The organism is Microbacterium sp. MMO-20, from assembly GCF_037147735.1.
Taxonomy (GTDB): domain Bacteria; phylum Actinomycetota; class Actinomycetes; order Actinomycetales; family Microbacteriaceae; genus Microbacterium.
Window position 1 is genome coordinate 455,227 of record NZ_JBBCUU010000002.1, and the last position, 22,414, is coordinate 477,640.

22 protein-coding genes are annotated in these 22,414 nt (G+C 69.7%); 21 read left to right on the top strand and 1 reads right to left on the bottom strand.

The genetic code is table 11. The features are described from left to right. The first annotated feature begins 154 nt into the window (after positions 1-154). The 21 genes from infC to WFI52_RS05900 all read left to right on the top strand — a co-directional run bounded on the left by infC (position 155) and on the right by WFI52_RS05900 (position 21,721). On the top strand, positions 155-826 hold the full coding sequence (gene infC, locus WFI52_RS05800) for a translation initiation factor IF-3 (RefSeq protein ID WP_336625678.1): 672 nt from the start codon (positions 155-157) through the stop codon (positions 824-826). A gap of 54 nt (positions 827-880) precedes the next feature. Beyond that, positions 881-1,075, top strand: a complete 195-nt coding sequence (rpmI, locus tag WFI52_RS05805) for a 50S ribosomal protein L35 (RefSeq protein WP_292856079.1) — start codon at positions 881-883, stop codon at positions 1,073-1,075. Between the two features lie 28 nt (positions 1,076-1,103). Further along, positions 1,104-1,484: a 50S ribosomal protein L20 gene (rplT, locus tag WFI52_RS05810; RefSeq protein WP_292864557.1), complete on the top strand. Its 381-nt coding sequence runs from the start codon at positions 1,104-1,106 to the stop codon at positions 1,482-1,484. Between the two features lie 67 nt (positions 1,485-1,551). Continuing rightward, a complete protein-coding gene (locus WFI52_RS05815; protein ID WP_336625677.1) occupies positions 1,552-2,352 on the top strand; it encodes a TrmH family RNA methyltransferase in 801 nt (266 codons plus the stop codon). A gap of 88 nt (positions 2,353-2,440) precedes the next feature. After that, positions 2,441-3,229, top strand: a complete 789-nt coding sequence (locus WFI52_RS05820; protein ID WP_336625676.1) for an amino acid ABC transporter ATP-binding protein — start codon at positions 2,441-2,443, stop codon at positions 3,227-3,229. 62 nt (positions 3,230-3,291) lie between these two features. Beyond that, positions 3,292-4,212, top strand: a complete 921-nt coding sequence (locus WFI52_RS05825) for a glutamate ABC transporter substrate-binding protein (RefSeq protein WP_336625675.1) — start codon at positions 3,292-3,294, stop codon at positions 4,210-4,212. 81 nt (positions 4,213-4,293) lie between these two features. After that, the gene (locus WFI52_RS05830) at positions 4,294-4,941 is read left to right on the top strand and encodes an amino acid ABC transporter permease (protein WP_336625674.1); all 648 of its coding nucleotides are present in this window, start codon (positions 4,294-4,296) and stop codon (positions 4,939-4,941) included. Continuing rightward, a complete protein-coding gene (locus tag WFI52_RS05835) occupies positions 4,938-5,888 on the top strand; it encodes an amino acid ABC transporter permease (RefSeq protein ID WP_336625673.1) in 951 nt (316 codons plus the stop codon). The genes WFI52_RS05830 and WFI52_RS05835 overlap by 4 nt, the downstream gene beginning before the upstream one ends. Positions 5,889-5,930: 42 nt before the next feature. Next, positions 5,931-6,992: a phenylalanine--tRNA ligase subunit alpha gene (pheS, locus tag WFI52_RS05840; protein WP_336625672.1), complete on the top strand. Its 1,062-nt coding sequence runs from the start codon at positions 5,931-5,933 to the stop codon at positions 6,990-6,992. Beyond that, the gene (pheT, locus tag WFI52_RS05845; protein WP_336625671.1) at positions 6,992-9,502 is read left to right on the top strand and encodes a phenylalanine--tRNA ligase subunit beta; all 2,511 of its coding nucleotides are present in this window, start codon (positions 6,992-6,994) and stop codon (positions 9,500-9,502) included. The genes pheS and pheT overlap by 1 nt, the downstream gene beginning before the upstream one ends. A 52-nt stretch (positions 9,503-9,554) precedes the next feature. Continuing rightward, complete coding sequence (locus WFI52_RS05850; protein ID WP_336625670.1) at positions 9,555-10,325, top strand: ABC transporter ATP-binding protein; 771 nt, start codon at positions 9,555-9,557, stop codon at positions 10,323-10,325. Further along, positions 10,307-11,890: a hypothetical protein gene (locus tag WFI52_RS05855; protein ID WP_336625669.1), complete on the top strand. Its 1,584-nt coding sequence runs from the start codon at positions 10,307-10,309 to the stop codon at positions 11,888-11,890. Before WFI52_RS05850 ends, WFI52_RS05855 begins: the two co-directional genes overlap by 19 nt. 8 nt (positions 11,891-11,898) lie before the next feature. Continuing rightward, entirely contained in the window at positions 11,899-12,900 is a 1,002-nt protein-coding gene (locus WFI52_RS05860; protein ID WP_336625668.1) for an NAD-dependent epimerase/dehydratase family protein, read from the top strand. A 224-nt stretch (positions 12,901-13,124) separates the two neighbouring features. Further along, positions 13,125-14,189 carry an N-acetyl-gamma-glutamyl-phosphate reductase gene (gene argC, locus WFI52_RS05865; protein WP_336625667.1) on the top strand — a complete coding sequence of 355 codons (1,065 nt, stop codon included), beginning with the start codon at positions 13,125-13,127 and terminating at the stop codon, positions 14,187-14,189. Positions 14,190-14,236: 47 nt separating this feature from the next. Beyond that, the gene (gene argJ, locus WFI52_RS05870; protein WP_336625666.1) at positions 14,237-15,388 is read left to right on the top strand and encodes a bifunctional glutamate N-acetyltransferase/amino-acid acetyltransferase ArgJ; all 1,152 of its coding nucleotides are present in this window, start codon (positions 14,237-14,239) and stop codon (positions 15,386-15,388) included. Next, positions 15,385-16,293: an acetylglutamate kinase gene (gene argB / locus WFI52_RS05875; RefSeq protein ID WP_336625665.1), complete on the top strand. Its 909-nt coding sequence runs from the start codon at positions 15,385-15,387 to the stop codon at positions 16,291-16,293. The genes argJ and argB overlap by 4 nt, the downstream gene beginning before the upstream one ends. Next, entirely contained in the window at positions 16,290-17,561 is a 1,272-nt protein-coding gene (locus tag WFI52_RS05880; RefSeq protein ID WP_336625664.1) for an acetylornithine transaminase, read from the top strand. The genes argB and WFI52_RS05880 overlap by 4 nt, the downstream gene beginning before the upstream one ends. Next, entirely contained in the window at positions 17,558-18,493 is a 936-nt protein-coding gene (argF, locus tag WFI52_RS05885) for an ornithine carbamoyltransferase (protein ID WP_336625663.1), read from the top strand. Before WFI52_RS05880 ends, argF begins: the two co-directional genes overlap by 4 nt. Next, positions 18,472-19,554: a heparan-alpha-glucosaminide N-acetyltransferase domain-containing protein gene (locus WFI52_RS05890; RefSeq protein WP_336625662.1), complete on the top strand. Its 1,083-nt coding sequence runs from the start codon at positions 18,472-18,474 to the stop codon at positions 19,552-19,554. Before argF ends, WFI52_RS05890 begins: the two co-directional genes overlap by 22 nt. A gap of 29 nt (positions 19,555-19,583) precedes the next feature. Continuing rightward, complete coding sequence (argH, locus tag WFI52_RS05895) at positions 19,584-21,014, top strand: argininosuccinate lyase (RefSeq protein ID WP_336625661.1); 1,431 nt, start codon at positions 19,584-19,586, stop codon at positions 21,012-21,014. 62 nt (positions 21,015-21,076) lie between these two features. Further along, on the top strand, positions 21,077-21,721 hold the full coding sequence (locus WFI52_RS05900; RefSeq protein ID WP_336625660.1) for a SatD family protein: 645 nt from the start codon (positions 21,077-21,079) through the stop codon (positions 21,719-21,721). A 48-nt stretch (positions 21,722-21,769) separates the two neighbouring features. Here WFI52_RS05900 and WFI52_RS05905 read toward each other — a convergent pair whose 3' ends face one another. Further along, positions 21,770-22,387: a hypothetical protein gene (locus WFI52_RS05905; protein WP_336625659.1), complete on the bottom strand. Its 618-nt coding sequence runs from the start codon at positions 22,385-22,387 to the stop codon at positions 21,770-21,772. Positions 22,388-22,414 lie beyond the last annotated feature (27 nt).

Consider the following 22,414-nt stretch of genomic DNA (forward strand, 5'->3'; position numbering starts at 1 on the left):
CAGGCTACCGGGTCCCGCACTCCGCCCGGCCCGCCAGCGACATCGGCACCGGGTAGCCCGCACGGTGAGAGCCGTGAGGGGTCAGGGTGCAGAACTCCCCGCGTCGCGCGGGGTGGGCGTGAGACTCTTCCGCCCGCAAGACTCCCGTCGAGCGGTGGCATCCAACCGTACGACAGAGGAGTTCCGCATCAGCGATCCCCGCACCAACGACCGCATCCGCGTCCCCGAGGTCCGCCTCGTCGGGCCGAACGGTGAGCAGGTCGGCGTCGTCCGCATCGAGGCGGCGCTCCGTCTCGCGCAGGAGGCAGATCTCGACCTCGTCGAGGTCGCCCCCAACTCGAAGCCGCCCGTGGTCAAGATCATGGACTACGGGAAGTTCAAGTACGAGACGGCGCAGAAGGCCAAGGAAGCCCGTCGCAACCAGGCCAACACCGTGCTCAAAGAAGTCCGCTTCCGACTGAAGATCGAGGCGCACGACTACACGACCAAGCTCAAGCGTGCCGAGGGCTTCCTCCAGGCCGGCGACAAGGTCAAGGCGATGATCCTGTTCCGTGGTCGGGAGCAGTCGCGTCCTGAGCAGGGTGTGCGCCTCCTCCGCAAGTTCGCCGAGGATGTCGCCGAGTTCGGCACGGTGGAGTCCAACCCCACGATCGACGGGCGCAACATGGTCATGGTGATCGCGCCGCACAAGAACAAGTCCGAGGTCAAGACCGAGCAGAACGCCCAGCGTGCTGCGAACAAGGAGGCCGCGCGCCAGGCCCGCGGCACCTCCGGCGAGACCACGCCCGCCGCGGCGGCCCCGGCCGCCGACGCCCCCGCCTCCTGAGGCGCGGGCCCCACAGACTCCCGCCCTGCGGGAACCACAACGAAGGATAGAGACATGCCGAAGCAGAAGACCCACTCGGGTGCCAAGAAGCGCTTCAAGGTCACCGGTAGCGGAAAGATCATGAAGCAGCAGGCGAACCTCCGCCACAACTTCGAGGGCAAGCCCACCAAGCGCACCCGTCGCCTCTCGCAGGACCAGGTCCTCGCCCCGGGTGACGCCAAGGTCGCCAAGAAGCTCCTCGGCCTCTGAGCCGCGACGCACGATAGGAATTTGAGAAATGGCTAGAGTCAAGCGGGCCGTCAACGCCCAGAAGAAGCGCCGCGTCATCCTCGAGCGCGCCTCCGGTTACCGGGGTCAGCGTTCGCGCCTGTACCGCAAGGCGAAGGAGCAGGTCACCCACTCGCTCGTCTACGCGTACCGTGACCGTCGCAAGCGCAAGGGCGACTTCCGCCGCCTGTGGATCCAGCGCATCAACGCCGCCGCGCGTCAGAACGGCGTCACTTACAACCGCTTCATCCAGGGTCTGGGGCTCGCGGGCGTGCAGGTCGACCGCCGTATGCTCGCCGAGCTCGCGGTGAACGAGCCGAAGACCTTCGCGTCGCTCGTCGAGACCGCCAAGAAGGCCCTCCCGGCCGATGTGAACGCGCCCAAGGCGTAAGCATCACGCACGAGAAAGGGTGTCCTCCGTTCGGGGGACACCCTTTCTCGTTCCCTAGGATGAGAGCGTGCTCGAGAACCCTCGTTCCCCGCGCGTGCGGGCCGTCGCCAAGCTCACCAAGCGCAGCGCTCGTCAAGAGACGGGGCTGTTCCTGCTGGAGGGTCCGCAGGCCGCGCGCGAAGCGCTCGCCTACCGCCCCGACACCGTCGTCGAGCTCTACGCGACTCCGACCGCGATGGAGCGCCACCAGGATGTGCGCGATGCCGCCCGCGCGGCGGGCCTGGACATCGAGTTCACGACCGAGGCGGTGTTGGATGCCATGGCCGACACGGTCACGCCGCAGGGCATCGTCGCCGTCGCGCGCCAGTCGCCGACCGCGCTGAAGGATGTCTTCTCGGCATCCCCGCGCCTCATCGCGATCTGCGAGGAGGTGCGCGATCCCGGCAACCTCGGCACGATCATCCGCGCGGCCGACGCCGCGGGCGCGGACGCCGTGATCCTCACCGGCCGCACGGTGGACCCGTACAACCCCAAGGTCGTGCGCGCGACGACCGGTTCGCTCTTCCATGTTCCCGTCGTGGTTGCGGCAGACCTCGAAGCGACCGTCGAGCGCGCGCACGCGGCGAGCCTGCGCGTCGTCGCCGCGGATGTCGGGGGAGAGGACTTCCTGGCACGGCGCGACCTCCTCGCCGAGCCCACGGCCTGGCTGTTCGGCAACGAGGCGCGCGGACTCGAGGCGGAAGCTCTCGCCCACGCCGACCTCTCGCTGCGCCTCCCCATCTACGGCCGCGCCGAGTCGCTCAATCTCGCTACGGCAGCGAGCGTCTGCCTGTATGAGACGGCCTTCGCACAGCGCGCCGGAGGCTGAGCGGAGATTGTTCCACTCGGGTTACGACTCGGTCAAGATCCTGTGTATAACTTGAGTGCGCGCAGGGGGCTCTGCCTAGGCTGACCACATGGCGACCCCGGATCCAGCTCCCGCGACCAGCAACATCACCGTCCGCCGCGGCGACCCGCTCGTGGTCGTGTCTGACGTGCAGAAGCACTACGGACAGTTCCACGCGCTGAAGGACATCGACCTCACCGTCAACCGCGGCGAGGTGGTCGTCGTGATCGGACCTTCGGGTTCGGGCAAGTCGACGCTGTGTCGCACGATCAATCGCCTGGAGACCATCACGAGCGGCTCCATCACGATCGATGGCAAGGAACTGCCCAAGGAGGGCAAGGCTCTCGCGGGCCTGCGCGCCGACGTCGGGATGGTGTTCCAGTCCTTCAACCTGTTCTCGCACCTGACGATCCTCGAGAACGTCACGCTCGGCCCCATCAAGGTCAAGAAGATGAAGAAGGCGGATGCCGAGGCCGAGGCCCGGACGCTGCTTGAGCGCGTGGGCGTGGCGCAGCAGGCATCCAAGCTGCCCGCACAGCTGTCGGGCGGTCAGCAGCAGCGCGTCGCGATCGCGCGCGCCCTCGCGATGAAGCCGAAGGTCATGCTCTTCGACGAGCCGACGAGCGCCCTCGACCCCGAGATGATCAACGAGGTGCTCGATGTCATGGTCGGCCTCGCGCAGGACGGCATGACCATGGTCGTCGTGACCCACGAGATGGGATTCGCGCGCAAGGCCGCCGATCGCGTCGTGTTCATGGCGGATGGCCAGATCGTCGAGGAGGCCGCACCGGACGAGTTCTTCACGAACCCGAAGAGCGATCGCGCGAAGGACTTCCTCTCCAAGCTCATCACGCACTGAGACGTCCGCGCCCTGCACCGGCGCGGCACCCCGAAAAGAAGACACGAAACCAGGAGGATCACATGCGCAGTACCACCAGAATCGCCGGCGCCTTCGCCGGCATCGCGATCGCCGCCCTGGCGCTTACGGCGTGCAACAGCGGCACGCCGGGCGCCGACACGACGCCCGGGGGCGACGCATCGGGCGAGGCGCCCGCCGGCAACCCGTGGACGGTCGCGGAGGGCGTCACGATCGACGGCAGCCCGACGTTCGAGAAGATCAAGGCGGCCGGCGTCGTCAAGGTGGGCGTCAAGGAGGACCAGCCCGGCCTCGGCTACCTGGACCCGGTCTCGGGCGAGCGCACGGGATTCGATGTCGACATCGCGCGGTGGATCGCCGCATCACTCGGCTTCGATGAGGACAAGATCGAGTTCACCGCGATCCCGTCCGCCAACCGCGAGCAGGCGATCGTCAACGGTGACATCGACTACTACGTCGGCACGTACTCCATCACCGACAAGCGCAAGGAGCAGATCTCCTTCGCGGGCCCGTACTTCGTGACCGGCCAGGGTCTCCTGGTCGCGGCGGGGAACGACTCGATCACGGGCAAGGATTCGCTGACGGCCGACGACGTGGTCTGCTCGGCGACCGGATCGACCTCGATCCAGCGGATCAAGGACGAGACCCCCGCCAAGACGAAGGAGTACGACACGTACTCCGCGTGCGTCGAGGACCTCAAGAACGGTCAGGTGGACGCCGTCACCACCGATGAGGCGATCCTCATCGGTTACGCGGCGCAGGACCCCGACAATCTCAAGGTCGTCGGCGACGTCTTCAGCGAGGAGCGCTACGGCGTCGGCATCGCGAAGGGCGACACCGCCTTCCAGGAGTTCATCAACAAGACCTTCACCGACGGTGGGGAGATCTGGACGGCGATCTTCGACAAGAACCTCGGGGCGTCGGGTGTCAAGGGCACCCAGCCCGAGGTCGACCCGGTCGGCTGATCCGATCCCCTCGGTGACCCGGCGGGCGGCATGCCGCCCGCCGGGTCACCCTCCCTTCGAACATCACCGGAAAGGCCACGCATGGGCGTCATCACCGACAACCTGGACCTGTGGGGCGAAGCGATCCGGGGCACCCTGATCCTGTTCTTCGGCGGAGGGCTCCTCGCGCTCGTCGTCGGGCTGCTCATCGGTGCCATGCGCGTCTCGCCCATTCCCATCGCCCGGTCAGTCGGCGCCGTGTACGTCAACTGGATCCGCAACACCCCGCTGACGCTCGTGATGTTCTTCTTCGCGTTCTGCCTGCCGATCCTGCTCCGGCAGCGCATCGATGCGATCCTCCTCGCGACGCTCGCGCTCGGGTTCTACACGGCGACCTACGTGGCCGAGACGATCCGCTCCGGCGTCAACACGGTTCCCGTCGGCCAGGCCGAGGCCGCTCGGGCACTCGGACTCACCTTCGGACAGGTCATGACGCTCGTCGTGCTGCCCCAGGCGAGCCGCTCGGTCATCCCGCCGATGATGAGCGTCTTCATCGCGCTGTTGAAGAACACGACAGTCGCCGCGGGGTTCTCCGTCCTGAATCTCGGCTCGATCCGGTCGTGGCTCAGTGAGCGCGGCGAGAACCAGCTCCTCGTCCTCCTATGGGTCATGGTGATCTTCATCGTGATGGTTCTGCTCCTCGCCTGGCTGCAACGCGTCATGGAGCGCAGATGGAAGGTGGCGCGATGAGCTCCGTCCTGTACGACGTCCCCGGCCCGAAGGCGGTCGCCCGCAACCGCGTCCTGGGCGTGGTCACCGTCGTCCTCGTACTCGCCGTCATCGGCTGGGTCATCTGGCGCCTCGCCGACACGGGGCAGTTCAGTCCCGCCAAGTGGGAGATCTTCACCTACGCGGCGATCTGGCAGCTGCTCCTGGATGGCGTCTTGGCGACCCTCTCCGCATTCGCTGCCGCCGCCGTCGGCGCCCTCGTCCTCGGTTTCGTGCTCGCGATCGGTCGGCTCTCCGATCACGCCTGGATCCGTGTTCCGGTCGGCTGGATCACCGAGGTGCTGCGGGCGATCCCCGTCCTCATCTTCATGATGCTGCTGTACTACGGACTTCCCGTCGTGGGAATCCGCATGGAGCCGTACTGGGCCGTCGTCATCGCCCTCATCGCGTACAACGGTTCCGTGCTCGCCGAGGTCATCCGCGCCGGCGTCGAGTCGCTTCCGCGCGGACAGAGCGAGGCGGGCTACGCGATCGGGCTCCGGAAGTCGGGCGTTCTGCGGATGATTCTGCTGCCGCAGGCGATCCGCGCCATGATGCCGGTCATCGTCGCGCAGCTCGTCGTGACGCTCAAGGACACGGCGCTCGGGTTCATCATCACCTACCACGAGCTGCTCTACGTCATCAAGCTGCTGGGGTCGAACGCCGTGTACAGCTCGCCGCTCATCCCGACGGCGATGGTGGGCGGCACGATCTACGTGGCGATGTGCCTCGCGCTCAGTTACGTCGCGTACCGCATCGAGCAGCGCGCGAAGCGCCGCCAGCGACAGCAGGCCGCCGAGGGGGGACAGCCGCACCACCCGGTCGGCGATGTGACCGATACGCAGCTCATCGGACTCCAGGCGAACACCGATCGTGCGACGGGGAACGAAGGAGGTGGGTTCGCCGGCCTTCCGCATCGGAAGGGATGATCCGCGCGGGGCCTCCCCGCCCCGCCGGTAGACTCGTCTCTCGTGTCCGACGCGCCCCTGATCACCCCTGAAGCCGTGGATGCCGCGGTCGTCGACGCCGTCTCGGCGATCGACGCGGCATCCACCACCGCGGAGCTGAGAGCTGCTCGCGCGGCCCACGCCGGCGAGGCGTCCCCGCTCGCACAGCTGAATGCACAGTTGCGGAACGTCCCGAACGAGCAGAAAGCCGCGTTCGGCAAGCTCGTCGGGCAGGCCCGCGGCCGCGTGAACCAGGCGCTGGCGGCCCGTGAGGCGGTGCTCGCGGAGGCGGAGACTGCTGCGCAGTTGGAGGCGGAGCGCGTCGACATCACGACGATCGCGCCGCGGGCGCGCGTCGGCGCACGGCATCCCGTCTCCCTCCTGCAGGAGGAGATCGCGGACCTCTTCGTCGGCATGGGCTGGGAGATCGCAGAGGGCCCTGAGCTCGAGCACGAGTGGTTCAACTTCGACGCGCTGAACTTCGACGTCGACCACCCCGCGCGCCAGATGCAGGACACGTTCTTCGTCGACCCCGTCGATCGTCACCTGGTGCTCCGCACCCACACGAGTCCCGTGCAGGTCCGCTCGATGCTCGAGCGCGGCGCTGCGCTCGCCGAGGAGGGTCGCGGCATCTACGTCCTCTGCCCGGGGCGCGTCTACCGCACCGATGAGTTCGACGCGACGCACCTTCCCGCGTTCGTGCAGTTCGAGGGCCTCGTCGTCGACAAGGGCATCTCGATGGCGAACCTCAAAGGCACCCTCGATCACGTCGCCCGGCAGCTGTTCGGACCCGAGGCGAAGACGCGCTTCCGCACGAACTACTTCCCCTTCACCGAGCCGTCGGCCGAACTCGACCTCTGGCACCCGACCTTCAAGGGCGGCGCGCGCTGGATCGAGTGGGGCGGCTGCGGAATGATCAACCCGAATGTCCTGCGTGCGGCGGGGATCGATCCCGAGGTGTACTCGGGCTTCGCGTTCGGGATGGGCGTCGAGCGGGCGCTGATGTTCCGCTCCGACGTGCAGGACATGCGCGACATGGCCGAAGGTGATGTCCGCTTCAGCGAGCAGTTCGGAATGGTGGTCTGATGCGCGTCCCTCTGTCTTGGCTGCGGGAGTACGTCGACATCCCCGCGGATGCCTCGGTCGACGACGTCTTCGAAGCGCTCGTCTCGGTCGGCTTCGAGGAGGAGGAGGCGCTCTCGTTCGAGGTGACGGGCCCCGTCGTCGTCGGTCAGGTGCTCTCGTTCGAAGCCGAACCGCAGTCGAACGGCAAGACGATCCGCTGGTGCCAGGTGGATGTCGGTGAGTCGGAGCCGCGCGGCATCGTCTGCGGCGCGTCGAACTTCTTCGCCGGCGACAAGGTCGTGGTGTCGCTCCCCGGCGCCGTCCTCCCCGGCCCCTTCCCGATCTCGGCGCGCAAGACCTACGGCCACGTCTCGGACGGCATGATCGCGTCGGCGCGTGAACTGGGCCTCGGCGACGAGCACAGCGGCATCCTGCGCCTTGCCGAACTGGGCCTCGACCCGCAGCCGGGCACCGACGCGATCGCGCTCCTCGGCCTCGACGACGTCGCGGTCGACGTCAACGTCACGCCCGACCGCGGTTACGCCCTGTCGATCCGCGGCATTGCGCGCGAGTACGCGCACGCGACCGGCGCGGCCTTCCGTGACCCCGCCGAGCACGAGTGGCACGAGGTCCAGCCCGGCAGCGGCTTCTCGCTCGCCGTCGACGACCGCAAGCCCATCCGCGGCCGCGTGGGCGCGAGCGAGTTCGTCGTGCGTGTCGTCCGCGACGTCGACCCGTCCCGACCCACGCCGCCGTGGATGGTCGCACGACTGACGCTCGCGGGAATCCGCTCCCTCGGCATCCTCATCGACATCACCAACTACGTCATGCTCGAGCTCGGGAACCCGATCCACGGCTACGATCTCGACCGCCTGCAGGGCGGCATCACCGTCCGTCGCGCGAGCGAGGGAGAGAAGCTCACGACGCTCGACGGCAAGGAGCGTACGCTCTCGGCCGAGGACCTTCTCATCACCGACGAGTCCGGTCCGATCGGGCTCGCGGGGGTCATGGGCGGTGGCACGACGGAGATGACAGATGCCACCCGGAACGTCCTCATCGAAGCCGCGATCTTCGACACCGTGTCGATCGCGCGCACCGCGCGCCGGCACAAGCTGCCCTCCGAGGCCTCCCGTCGGTTCGAGCGCGGCGTCGACCCGCTCATCCCGTTCGTCGCTGCTCGCCGGGTCGCCGATCTCATGGTCGACCTCGCCGGCGGCACACTCGACACCGAGCTCGGGGGCGCACTCTACGGAGAGGTGTTCCTCGAGGCGATCGCGCTTCCGCGCGGGTTCGTCTCCGATCTCATCGGCGTCGATTACACGGATGCCGAGATCACCGGCGCGCTCGAGACGATCGGGTGCGAGGTCGCACCGCTCGAGGGCGCGGATGCCGGATGGGAGGTCATCCCGCCGTCGTGGCGCCCCGACCTCACCGACCGCTGGACGCTGGCCGAGGAGGTGGCGCGCATCCACGGCCTCGACCGGATTCCGTCGGTGCTGCCGACGCCCCCCGCCGGCCGCGGTCTCACGGCGCTGCAGAAGGGGCGTCGCCGCGTCGCGAACGCGCTCGCGGCGGCCGGCTTCGTCGAGACGCCGTCGTTTCCGTTCACCACGGCCGCGGCGAACGACCTGCACGGGTCTGCGTCGGGGGAGGCAGTGCCGGCCGTCCGACTCGCCAACCCGCTCGACGGCCAGGCACCGTTCCTGCGCCGCTCGCTCGTACCCGGCCTCATGCAGGTCGCGCACCGCAACATCTCGCGCGGCTTCACCGATCTCGCGCTCTTCGAGACCGGGCTCGTCTTCACACCGGAAGCCGGGGTGACCTACGGCACCGATGTCGTCCCGCCGCTCGGTGCGCGTCCGGATGACGCGACGCTCGCCGCCCTTCAGACATCGCTCCCACCGCAGCCGCGCCTCGCGGCGGTCCTTCTCACCGGCAACGTCGACGCTAAGCGCCCGGGTCGGCCCCCCGCCGCCGTCGACCTGTCCGACGCCTTCTCCGCCGTCGAGGCGATCGCGGTGGCGGCGGGCGTGCGCATCGACGTCACTCAAGGCCAGCGTGCGGCTCTGCACCCGGGCCGCACCGGTGTGCTCTCCGTCGGCGGCGTCGAGGTGGGTTACGTCGGGGAGCTCCTTCCGACCGTGTCTGCGGACGCGGACCTGCCCGGTCGCGTGTACGTCGCCGAGCTGGACCTCGACCGCGTACTGAGCCTCGCGGGGGCGCCCGAGGTCGAGGCATCCCTCTCGTCGTTCCCGGTGGCGACACAGGACGTCTCGCTTGTCGTCGGCGACGACGTCGTCGCCGGCGATGTCGCCGCGGCGCTGCGCCAAGGCGCGGGCGAGCTGCTCGAGTCGCTGCACCTCGTCGACGACTACCGCGGCCAGGGTCTTGCGGACGGCACGAAGAGCCTGACGTTCGCGATGCGCTTCCGCGCGGCCGACCGGACGCTGACGGCGGGGGAGGCGACCGACGCAAAGCTCGCCGGCGTCGCGACGGCGTCGGAGCGCTTCGGAGCGACGATCCGCGAGTAGGAACGGCGGCGTGCCTGCGGCGCGCCGGGGTGCCTGGGTAGGCTCGGGAGGGATGAGCGAGACAACCCCCCTCCCCGCCCTCCATCTGACCGGCCTCGTCAAACGCTTCGGCGAGAAGACGGCGGTCGCCGGCGTCGACCTGGTCGTCCCGGCCGGATCGTTCTATGGGCTCGTCGGGCCCAACGGCGCCGGCAAAACCACGACGCTCTCGATGGCGACCGGTCTGCTGCGCCCCGACGCGGGTACGGCGTGGGTGCACGGCGTCGACGTGTGGGCGGAACCCGCCCGGGCGAAGGCGATGATCGGCAACCTCGCCGACGGCGTGCGCCTGTTCGACAGGCTCACGGGAGAGCAGCTCATCACCTACACCGCGATGATGTTCTCGCTCCCACGGCCGGAGATCGCGGGGCGCGTGAGCGACCTCATCGACCTCATGGACCTCCGCGACGCGGCGGGCACGATCGTCGCGGACTACTCGGCGGGCATGACGAAGAAGGTGGCTCTCGCGTGCGCGCTCGTGCACGCCCCGCGCCTCCTCGTCCTCGACGAGCCGTTCGAATCGGTCGACCCCGTCTCCGCGGCCAACATCGAGGATGTGCTGCGCTCCTACACGGCATCGGGCGGCACCGTCATCGTCTCGAGCCACTCCATGGACCTCGTCCAGCGCATGTGCGACCACGTCGCCGTGATCGCGGCAGGACGCGTGCTCGCCGCCGGCACCATCGACGAGGTGCGCGGCGACCAGTCGCTGCAGGATCGCTTCGTCGCGCTCGTCGGGGGTCGGCACACGAGCGAGGGGCCCGCGTGGTTGCGACAGTCCTGAGGCTCCGCTACCGCATCCTCGGCAACACGCTCGCGCGCAGCCCCTGGCAGCTCGTCGGGTTCTGCTTCGGGGCACTCTGGGGCCTGTCCGCGCTCACGCTCGTCGGGGCGGGGTCGGTCGCACTCGCCGTCGCGGCTGATCTGACCCTCACTCGCACGATCGCGGTCGTCGCCGGAGCGGTCCTGCTGCTCGGCTGGGTCGTCGGGCCGCTTCTCGTCGCGGGGGTCGACACGACGGTGGATGCCGCGAAGCTCGCGACCTTCCCGTTGACGACGCGGCAGTTGATGACGGCAATCGCTGCGACGGGGGTCACGGGCATTCCGGGCATCGCGACGACGCTCGCGGCACTCCTCTCGGTGCTCATGTGGATGCCGTGGCCCGGCGCGGCGATCGTCGCCGTGCCGTGCGTCCTGCTCGCGGTGCTCACCTGCGTCATCGCGACACGGCTCGCTGCAACTCTGTCCACGGGTCTCGGCGGAAACCGTCGCGGACGTGAGCTGGTCGGCACGATCGTCCTCGCCGTCGTGATCTTCGCGGGCCCGATCCTGAGCGGCGCCGTGGCGCTGCTGTCGGGGGGTCGCGACCTCGTCGCCCAGCTGCAGCGGATTGCCGGCATCCTCGCGTGGACCCCGCTCGGGGCTGCCTGGGCGGTGCCCGGCGACGTTGCCGCGGGAGAGGGGCTCCTCGCCGCCGTGCGCTTCGCGATCGCCCTCGCGACGCTCGGTGTGCTCTGGTTCGCGTGGCGTGCCGCGCTCGATCGGTCGACGGCCACGCCGCCCCGACGCGCGGCCCGCGCCGTCCGCCAGGGTGCGCTCGGCCTCTTCGGAATCATGCCGACCGGCGGGGTCGGGGCGACGTGGGCGCGCGCGCTTCGCGGGTGGCTGCGCGACCCGCGGTACGTGCGGCAGCTGATTCTCGTCCCCCTCTTCCCCGTGCTGTTCGCGTTCACGGGCGGTATCGACGGGTTCTTCTTCTCGGCATCCGCGGTGCTGGTCGCCTTCGTGCTCTGCATCACCGGCTACTCGGACATCTCCTACGACGGCACCGCGTTCGCCTCGGTGCTCGCGAGCGGGGTGCGAGGCCGACAGGATCGCCTCGGGCGCGTCCTGGGGGCGGCGAGCGTCGGAGTTCCGCTCCTGATCGTCGTGGCGGTGGTCACCACCATCGTCGGCGGACGCACCGCGTATCTGCCCGCCATCCTCGGCGCTTCGCTCGGACTGCTCCTCGCCGGCTACGCCGTCAGCTCGGTGTCTTCGGCGCTTCTCGTCACTCCCGTCGCCGCTCCCGGCGACAGCCCGTTCAAGACGGTCCCGGGGCAGACCTTCCTCTCCGGGCTCATGGTGTTCGTCGTCATGGGCGCGTGCGGACTCCTCGCGCTGCCCGCGCTCATCCTCGGGATCATCGCGGCGACCACCGCCTCGACGGCACTCGGGGTGGTCACCCTCGTCGTCGGTGCGGTGGTCGGGGTCGCCGAGATCGCGGCGGGCATCGTCGTCGGGGGACGTACCCTCGATCGCACGGGCCCTGATCTCCTCTTGCGGATCAAAGCCTTCCCGACGAGCTGAGGAGCGCCATGACCGACGTCCTGATCCTCGGCGGCACCGGATGGCTCGGCGGCCGCGTCGCCGCGGCATGGCTGGATGCCGGGGCATCCGTCACGTGCCTCGCCCGCGGCGCGCGCGACGCACCGTACGGGGCGCGGCTCGTCCGCGCCGATCGCACCGCGCCCGACGCGTACGACGGAGTCCGCGGACGGGACTGGGACGAGGTCATCGACGTCTCGTCGCGTGCGGTCCACGTCGCCGCGGCCGCGGACGCGCTGCGGGAGGTCGCGCGCCACGTGACGTATGTCTCGAGCGTGTCGGTGTACGCCCGCGACGACGAGCTCGGAGCCGATGAGCGCGCCGCGCTCGCCGCACCGGCCGATCCGACCGATGCCGACGCCGACACCGACTACGCGGGCAACTACGCGGCGCAGAAGTCCGCCGCCGAGAACGCGATCCGTGCGGTGTTCCCGCACCGTGCGGCGATCGTGCGGCCGGGACTCATCGTCGGTCCCGGAGACCCGACCGATCGGTTCGGCTACTGGCCGGCGCGCTTCGCCGCCGCGGGGGCCGGACCCGTCCTCGTGCCGGACGCACCCGATGCCCGCGTCCAGGTCATCGACGTCGACGACCTCGCCGACTTCCTCGTCGCGGTCGGCCGTGCCCGCTTCTCCGGAGCGGTCAACGCCGTCGGCGACTCCGTGCCGCTCGCCGAGGTGCTGCGGCTCGCGCGCACGGCATCCGATCACAGCGGCGACGTCGTGCGTGCGTCGCCGGAGGAGCTGCGTGCGCGAGACGTCGACTACTGGGCCGGCCCCCGATCGCTGCCGTTGTGGCTGCCCGCGGATGCGCCCGGGTTCGCGACCCGGTCGAACGCGACCTACCGACTGCTCGGCGGTGCGCTGCGGCCACTTGCCGAGACGATCGCGCGCGTCCTCGACGACGAGAGGGCGCGGGGACTCGAGCGGCCGCGTGCCGCGGGGCTCACCCGGGCCGACGAGCTCGCCCTGATCTCCGCCCGGGAGCAGTGAGCACGCGGATTTGCCTCCCGCGCCGCTCCCGCGCTATCGTCGCGGCATGCTCTCGGCCACGATCACCGCTCCTGTGGTGTTCCGTGCGCGCCGACGCCTGGGCGACCGCCGACTCTAGGCGGCACCGCTTCTCCTCGCCATCGGCGGGTCGAGGTGCGGGTGTCGCCGTCTTCCGGCCCTTGCCGCGTCACGAGCGGCGTCACCACAGACAATAAGGTTGAGAGATGACCTATTCGGTCGCCGTTTCCGGCGCTTCCGGCTATGCGGGCGGCGAGATCCTGCGCCTGCTCGCCGCACACCCCGACATCGAGATCACGACGGTGACCGCGCATTCCAACGCGGGTCAGCCGCTCGCGCTGCACCAGCCGCACCTCCGCTCGCTCGCGCACCTCGAGCTCCGGGACACGACGCCCGACGTCCTCGCCGGGCACGACATCGTGTTCCTCGCTCTGCCGCACGGTCAGTCCGGGCAATACACCGACGCGCTCGCCGATGCGCCCCTCATCATCGATGCCGGCGCGGATCACCGGCTGACGTCGGCGGACGCTTGGGCGCAGTTCTACGGCGGCCCGTTCCACGATCCGTGGACCTACGGAGTGCCCGAGCTGCCGATCGGCGGCCTCGGCGATCCGAGCAGCGCGAAGCAGCGGGCGCACCTTGCCGGAGCGACGCGGATCGCCGCGCCCGGCTGCAATGCCTCGACGGTCGCCCTGAGCATCGCCCCCGGCGTCGCGGCCGGCGTCATCGACCCGTCCGACATCGTGACGGTTCTGGCGGTCGGCCCTTCGGGAGCGGGCAAGAGCCTGAAGACGAATCTCCTGGCATCCGAGATCCTCGGCACCGCGAACCCGTACGCCGTCGGCGGCACGCACCGGCACATCCCCGAAATCCGGCAGGCGCTCATCGCGGCCGGCGCCGACGGCGACGTGCGGATCTCCTTCACGCCGGTGATCGTTCCGATGGCGCGGGGAATCCTTGCGACGTCGACGGCGCCGATCGCCGCGGGAGTCACCGATAGGCAGATCCGGGATGCCTGGGAACAGGCGTACGGTGACGAGACCTTCGTGCAGCTCCTGCCGGAGGGCGAATTCCCCCGCACCGCCGACGTCCTCGGCGCCAATACCGCGCTCCTCGGCCTCGCGATCGACCGCGCCGCGAACCGCGTCGTGGTCGTCGCCGCCGTCGACAACCTGGTCAAGGGCACCGCGGGTGCGGCGATCCAGTCGATGAACATCGCCCTCGGCCTCCCCGAAGACCGGGGCCTGACCGTGAACGGAGTCGCACCGTGAGCACCACCGCACAGGGAATCTCTGCAGAGGGAAACTCTGCAGAGGGAGTGACCGCACCCGCGGGATTCGAGGCGGCGGGCGTCGCCGCAGGGCTCAAGTCGACCGGCAAGCCGGACGTCGCCGTCGTCGTCAATCGCGGGCCGCTCAAAGTCGGCGCCGCCGTCTTCACCTCGAATCGGGCGAAGGCGAATCCGATCCTGTGGTCGCAGCAGGCCATCGCGGACGGCGTCGTCGAGGCGATCGTGTTGAATTCCGGAGGGGCGAACTGCTTCACCGGCGCCTTCGGCTTCCAGACGACGCACCAGACCGCCGAGAAGGCAGGGCAGCTCCTCGGCGTCAGCGCGGGCGACGTGCTGGTCTGCTCGACGGGTCTCATCGGGACGGGCGACGAGGTCTTCCGCGGCAAGGTGCTGGCCGGCACCGAGGCCGCGATCGAGGGGCTTTCGACCGAGGGCGGACCGGATGCCGCGCGCGCGATCATGACGACCGACACGGTGCCCAAGACCGTCACGTTCGACGGCGACGGCTGGACGATCGGGGCGATGGCGAAGGGCGCGGGGATGCTCGCGCCCGGCCTCGCCACCATGCTGGTGGTCATCACCACCGACGCCGTGCTCGACGCGGCGGAAGCCGACGCGCACCTGCGGGCCGCGACCTGTGTGAGCTTCGACCGGCTCGATTCCGACGGGTGCATGTCGACGAACGATCAGGTGACGCTCTTGGTCTCGGGTGCGTCCGAGGTCGTGCCCGACGCCGACGAGTTCCGCTCCGCGCTCGTCGAGGTCTGCACGGATCTCGCCGTTCAGCTTCAGGCCGATGCCGAAGGCGCGAGTCACAACATCGCGATCCGGGTCGTCGGCGCGGAATCCGAGGACGACGCGGTCGAGGTCGGGCGCTCGGTCGCCCGCAACAACCTGTTCAAGGCGGCGATCTTCGGCAACGACCCGAACTGGGGGCGCGTGCTCGCCGCAATCGGCACGACCCGGGCATCCTTCGACCCGTATGCCGTGGACGTCAGCTTCAACGGGGTGCGTCTGTGCAGCGACGGGGCTCCCGACCGCCCGCGGGAGGAGGTCGATCTCACCCCCCGTGCGACGGACGTCCTGATCGACCTCAAGGCGGGCGAAGCGTCTGCGACGATCTTCACGAACGACCTGACGCACGACTACGTGCACGAGAACAGCGCGTACAGCTCATGACCGTTGCCGACAACGTCCAGCACACGACGCCCGAGGAGGCTGCCGAGAAGGCCGCCGTCCTCATCGAGTCGCTGCCGTGGCTCGCACGCTTCCGCGACCAGATCATCGTCATCAAGTACGGCGGCAATGCGATGGTCTCCGAGGAGCTCCAGGATGCCTTCGCCCAGGACATCGCCTATCTGCGCTTCGTCGGGGTCAAACCGGTCGTCGTGCACGGCGGCGGCCCGCAGATCTCGCAGATGCTCGATCGGCTCGCGATCCCGAGCGAGTTCAAGGGCGGGTACCGCGTCACCTCGACAGAGGCTATGAGTGTCGTCCGGATGGTGCTCACGGGGCAGGTCAACCCGCAGCTGGTCGCCCGCATCAACGCGTACGGTCCGTTCGCGGCGGGACTCTCCGGCGAGGACGCCGGGCTCTTCGGCGGACGCCGCCGTGGCGTTGTCATCGACGGCACCGAGCACGACCTCGGTGCGGTAGGCGATGTCGTCCGCGTCGATCCGCAGCCGGTCCTCGATCAGCTGGCAGCGGGGCGCATCCCGGTCGTCTCCTCGATCGCGCCCGATCTCGATCACCCGGGGCACTCGCTCAACGTCAACGCGGATGCCGCCGCGGCGGCCCTCGCGATCGCGCTCGGCGCTGCGAAGCTCGTCGTGCTCACCGACGTCGCCGGGCTCTACGCGGACTGGCCCAACCGCGACTCGCTCGTGTCGCACATCACGGCATCCGAGTTGCGAGATCTGCTTCCGACGCTCGAGTCGGGCATGATCCCGAAGATGCAGGCGTGTCTGGATGCGACGCTCGGCGGCGTCGACACCGCTGCGATCATCGACGGCCGCCAGCCGCACTCGGTGCTGGTGGAGATCTTCACGGAACAGGGAATCGGAACAGAGGTGGTGGCGCAGTGAGCGCGGTGGAGCAGGGTAACGGGACGCAGGCGAGCTGGAAAGACGACGCCGGGCGCGACCTCGTCCGCAACGCGGGGGAGCGGTTCGCGCTCTTCGTGCGCGGCGAAGGGTCCTCGTTGTGGGACGACGAAGGGCGCCGTTACCTCGACTTCCTCGGTGGCATCGCCGTGACCTCGCTCGGCCACGCGCACCCCGTGTTCGTGCAGGCGGTCGCACAGCAGGCGGCGACGCTCGCGCATGTCTCGAACTTCTTCGCGACGCCGCCTCAGCTGGCACTTGCGGCGACGCTCAAGCGGCTCGCCGGGACCGGAGAGCGCGGCCGCGTGTACTTCGGCAACTCGGGCGCCGAGGCGAACGAGGCCGCGTTCAAGCTCGCGCGACTGCACGGTCGCGGGCCCGACGGCGTGGATACGCGCCCGCGAATCCTCGCGCTCACGAACGCGTTCCACGGACGCACGATGGGAACGCTCGCGCTGACCGGCAAGTCGTACATGCAGGAGCCCTTCACCCCGATGGTGCCGGGTGTCGAGTTCGTCGACTCGACGGTGGAGGCGCTCGAAGCCGCGATGGACGACCGCGTCGCCGCGCTGTTCGTCGAGCCCATCAAGGGCGAGGCCGGGGTCGTACCGCTGCCGGAGGGCTATCTCGAGGCGGCGCGCGAACTGACCGCGCGTCATGGGGCGCTCCTCATCGTCGACGAGATCCAGACGGGCGCCGGACGCACGGGCAGCTGGTTCGCGTTTCAGCGCGCGGGGATCGTGCCCGACGCGATCACGGTCGCCAAAGGCATCGGCGGCGGGTTCCCGATCGGTGCGCTCGTCACCTTCGGTGCGGCGAGCGACCTGTTCACGCCCGGCAGCCACGGCTCGACCTTCGGCGGCAACCCGCTCGGCACGGCCGTCGCCGACGCCGTGCTCACCGAGATCGAACGTGCCGGTCTCGTCGACAACGCCCGGCAGCGCGGCATCCAGCTGCGCGCGCAGATCGCTGAGCTCGGATCGACGCTCGTCGAGGGATGCCGCGGCGAGGGCCTGCTCATCGGCGTCGCACTGACCGCGCCGGTCGCGCCGGCCGTCGTCGCCGCTGCTCAGCAGCACGGCCTCATCGTGAACGCGGCCAACGACTCGACGATCCGCCTCGCGCCCGCGCTCACGATCGGCGACGTCGAGATCGACGAGTTCATCGAGCTCTTCTCCCGTGCTCTCGCCACCGTGCAGGACGCGCTCCTCCTCGATGCCCAGACCCCGACCTCGGAGGTGTCCGCATGACCCGCCATCTGCTCCGCGACGACGACCTGAGCCCGGCCGAACAAGCCGAGATCCTCGACCTCGCCGTGTCGCTGAAGAAGGACCGATGGAAGCTGAAGCCCCTCGAGGGCCCGCAGACCGTTGCGGTGATCTTCGACAAGAGCTCCACCCGAACGCGGGTCTCGTTCGCTGTCGGCATCGCCGACCTCGGCGGCTCGCCGCTCGTCATTTCGACGGCGAACAGTCAGCTGGGCGGCAAAGAGACCCCCTCCGACACCGCGCGCGTGCTCGAGCGTCAGGTCGCCGCGATCGTGTGGCGCACTTACGCGCAGGCAGGGCTCGAAGAGATGGCGCGCGGCACGACCGTGCCCGTCATCAATGCGCTGAGCGACGACTTCCACCCGTGCCAGCTGCTCGCCGACCTTCTGACGATCCGTGAGCACAAGGCGAATGAGGACGGCGACCTGAAGGGACTCACGCTCACGTTCTTCGGCGACGGGCTGTCCAACATGGGGCACTCCTACGTCCTCGCGGGCGTGACGGCGGGCATGCACGTGCGCGTGGCATCCCCCGCGGCCTACGCGCCGCGCGCGGACGTCATCGCCGACGCCGATCGCATCGCCGCTCAGACCGGTGGATCGGTCACCCTCTACACCGACCCGAACGAGGCCGCTTCCGGCTCCGACGTCATCGTCACCGATACATGGGTGTCGATGGGCAAGGAGGAGGAGAAGATCCAACGCGTCCACGATCTCGGCGGCTACAAGGTCACCGCGGAGATCATGGCGCTCGCCTCGCCCGACGCGATCTTCATCCACTGCCTCCCCGCCGACCGCGGCTACGAGGTGGATGCCGAGGTCATCGACGGCCCGCAATCGGTCGTCTGGGACGAGGCCGAGAACCGCCTGCACGCGCAGAAGGCGCTGCTGGTGTGGCTGCTGCGCCAGCCGTAGGAGGCGGACTGTCGGCGCCGGGACGACTGCCCGGCGTCGACCTCGCGCGCGGGATCGCCGTGCTCGGGATGTTCGCGGCGCATCTGGTCGCTCTTCCTGCATGGGAGTGGCGCGATCCGGCGACGTGGATCGATGTCGCGAGCGGGCGCTCCTCGATCCTGTTCGCGACGCTCGCGGGTGTCTCGATCGCCCTCGTGTCCGGCGGTGCGCGCGCGGTGCCGCGCGGGCCGCGCCTGACGCTCGTACGCCAGTCGCTCGCGATCCGCGGCATCCTGCTGTGGCTCATCGGACTCGCCCTCATCGCGACCGGCGTGCCGGTGTTCGTGATCCTTCCCGCCTATGCGCTGCTCTTCCTCCTCGCCCTGCCGCTCCTGCGGCTGGGCTCCCGCACGCTCTGGATCGTCGCGGCTGTTCTCGCATTCGTCATGCCGTGGGTTCAGCCCGCGTTCGATGCACTGCCGCTCTGGCAGGGCGAGACCGGTGCGATCCTCGCGCTGATCCTCGGGTGGCACTATCCCGTGACGATCTGGATCGCCTTCGTGGTGGCCGGTCTCGCCGCCGGTCGATCGGGCCTCGCGGATCGGCGGACACAGGTGGTACTCCTGGCCGCGGGCAGCGCCCTCGCCGCCCTCGGCTACGGCGCGGATGCTCTCGTCAACGCAGTCGGCGGCGCGTGGGGAGTGCTCGACGCAGTGCTGACGGCGGGGCCCCACTCCGGGGGGCTGTTCGAGGTCGTCGGCTCGGGCGGCTTCGCGCTCGCCGTGATCGGCGCGTGCAGCCTCGCCTGTCGTGTGCGTGGTGTCGCCGTCGCGACGCTGCCCGTCCGGGCCGTCGGTTCGATGCCGCTGACGGCATACGTGCTGCAGATCGTCGCCTGGGCCCTCATCGCTGCGATCGTCCTGGGTGACACCGGCGACCTCGACGGAATGCGCGCTCTGCATCCGTTCTGGCCGTTCGTCCTCGGCACCGTGCTCGTGTGCACGGTCTGGGCGCTGACGGTCGGGCGCGGCCCACTCGAGAGCCTTCTCGCGGTCGTCAGCCGACGTGTGCTCGGCCGCTGACCGCACGGTCGGGTCGGTAGGCTGGCGCCGTGACTGATTCCACCGCACACGGTACGAACGAAGGAGCGCTGTGGGGCGCGCGATTCGCTTCCGGCCCTTCGCCCGAGCTCGCCGCGCTGAGTCGCTCCACGCATTTCGACTGGGTGCTGGCACCGTATGACCTCGCCGGTTCGCATGCCCACGCGGCGGCACTCGCCGCCGCCGGATACCTCACTCCCGACGAGGAGCGGCGCATGCACGAGGGGCTCGACGCGCTGCGGGATGCCTGGGAGTCAGGTGACCTCACGGCATCCGATGCCGATGAGGACGTTCACGGGGCGCTGGAAGCCGCGCTCATCGCCGAGGTGGGGGCCGAGCTCGGCGGCAAGCTCCGCGCGGGGCGCAGCCGCAACGATCAGATCGCGACTCTCGTCCGCCTGTACCTGCTCGACCACGCACGGGTCATCGCGCGCGACGTCCTCCGGCTGATCGACGCCATCGTCTCGCAGGCCGAGACGCACGGGGATGCGATCATGCCCGGGCGCACGCATTTGCAGCACGCCCAGCCGGTGCTGCTCGCGCATCATCTGCAGGCCCACGCCTGGCCGCTCGTGCGCGACCTCGAGCGCCTGCGGGACTGGTCGGTTCGCGCGGGGGTTTCTCCCTACGGTGGGGGAGCGCTCGCCGGCGCGACTCTGGGCCTCGACCCGCAGCTCGTCGCCGACCGCCTCGGGCTCGCGCGCCCCGCCGAGAACTCGATCGACGGGACGGCGGCCCGCGATGTCGTCGCCGAGTTCGCCTTCATCGCGGCGATGATCGGTGTGGACCTCTCCCGCTTCGCCGAGGACATCATCATCTGGAACACGCGCGAGTTCGGTTTCGTGACGCTGGACGACGGCTACTCGACCGGGTCGAGCATCATGCCGCAGAAGAAGAATCCCGACATCGCCGAGCTCGCTCGTGGCAAGGCGGGGCGCCTCATCGGCAATCTCTCGGGTCTGCTCGCGACCCTGAAAGCGCTACCGCTCGCCTACAACCGTGATCTCCAGGAGGACAAGGAGCCTGTGTTCGACTCCGTGGCGACCCTCGAGGTCGTCCTCCCCGCCTTCGCGGGGATGGTTGCGACGCTGCGCTTCGATGTCGAGCGCATGGCAGCGCTCGCGCCGGCCGGCTTCTCGCTCGCGACTGATGTGGCCGAATGGCTCGTCAAGCGCGGTGTGCCGTTCCGTGATGCGCACGAGATCTCGGGAGCTCTCGTGCGAGCGTGCGAGGACCGCGGGATCGGGCTGGAGGACGCCGATGATGCGCTCCTTGCTCAGGTCTCGCCGCACCTGGATGCCTCGGTGCTCGAGGTCCTGTCGATCGAGGGCTCGGTTGCGAGTCGGGCGGGAGTCGGGGGCACAGCGGGAGTGCGCGTAGGCGAGCAGCGGGCAGAGCTCGTGTCGCGTGCGCAGGCGGCAGCGCAGGCAGTGATTTCCTGATATCGCTCTCGATATAGGCATTCGCCTTCTTATTTCTCGTACATAAGAGATATGCTCATGACATGATTCCCGTCATCGCGGACATCGTGAGCTCCCGTGAGCTGGACGATCGCCGGACCGCGCAGCGCGCGATCGAGTCCGCATTCGCACAGGTCGTCGACATCCTTCCGGCGCACGCGCGGCCCGTCCGTCCATTCGCAGCCGTCGTCGGCGACGAGTTTCAGGGAGCGTTCCCGACGCTGCGCGCAGCTCTCGCGGCAACCCTCCTCGTCCGCCTGGCGCTGCCCGCGGGGCTGGACCTGCGATTCGGACTCGGTCTCGGCGAGGTGGAGGAGATTCCGTCGACCAGCGGATCTCTCTCCGAAGGGCCCGGGTGGTGGGCTGCGCGAGCTGCGATCGAGCACGTCGAGGAGATCGCGCGACGGGAGGCGCCGCAGGCGCGCACGTGGGTCGCCGCCGCCGCGGAGCATGCGGCGGGTGCCGCAGACCTCGTCCGAATCGCGAACGCCGCCGCCCTGGCCCGCGACAGAGTCGTCGGGCGGTGGAGCGACCGGGTGCGCGCGCTCGTCTGCGGACGGATCGCCGGCGTGACACAGGGCGACCTCGCGCAGTCGCAGGGGATCAGTCAGTCCGCGGTCTCGCAGACCCTCGCCGCGGCCGGCGCGACGACGATCATCCTCGCCTACGGGCAGCTCGTCGAACTCTGAACCCCGGCGTGCTGCGGCCTCGGCTCGTTCACCCCCGAGGCCCAGACCTCACCACAGCGCGAGTGGGGTGATCGCCGCGACGGCGCACGCCCAGACGAGGCTCGCGAGGGTCCCGACGATGAAGCGTTCGCGCGCGGCGGGCGTCGCCAGTTCGGTGAAACGGCCGATGCCCTTCAGCGCGACGATGACGGCGATCGCCGCGGGGAATCCGGCCACCAGGCTCAGAGCGGCTGCGAGCCGTTCGAGATAGCCGATGGTGGTGCCGCCGCGCAGGATCTCCTCCTGGCGGGCCGCCGTCGGCGTCGCCGCGGCGTGCTCGGCCATCAGTTCGACAAGGATGCCCCCGCGCGGCCCCTCCGTCGTCTTGCCCCCGTCCGCTGCGCGGAGCACCCAGCGCACGACCGGATTGCCGCCGATGGTCGCGAGCGCGATCGACAGGAGCGCGAGCACCGCCCCCAGAAGACCGGGGATCCGCGCGGGAAAGACGGACGCGGCGACGAAGCACACGACGACGAGAACTCCCGCGACCACGAGCGGCGCCGTGCGGAGCCGCCGTGAGGACACGGCGACGAGGACGAGAGCGACCGTCAGTGCGGTGCCGACGGCGGCGGTGAGAATGATCGCAGAGAGCGTCATCCGACTGAGGTCGACGGCTCCGGCATCCATGTGCAGAGTCTGTCACGGCGGGGGGAC